The 222-nt window shown below is 56.3% G+C and carries 1 protein-coding gene; it reads right to left on the bottom strand.

All coding sequences use genetic code 11. The features are described 5' to 3' along the window. Nucleotides 1-222 (bottom strand): putative Ig domain-containing protein (locus tag ACYQ8U_RS23525; protein WP_459947965.1); only part of this gene is annotated, 222 nt, incomplete at both ends.

The following is a 222-nucleotide window of genomic DNA, read 5'->3' as shown; positions in this document are numbered from 1 at the left end:
TTGATGGTAAATGTCTGGCTGTCGACACCCTCAGAGTTCTGGGCACTCACCGTCACCGCAAAACTGCCGGGTGCATCAGGGACCCATTGCAGCAGCCCGCTCACCCGGTCGATGGTCATGCCCGCAGGACCACTATTGAGGATATAGCTGGGAACTGGGAGACCTGTCGCATCTACATCATATTGATATGTTGCACCTGCTACTGACGTGACCGGCGGTGCT

This window comes from Desulfocastanea catecholica (assembly GCF_054657295.1).
Note: the sequence above shows the minus strand (reverse complement) of the source record. Positions and strands in the feature narration are given on the sequence as shown.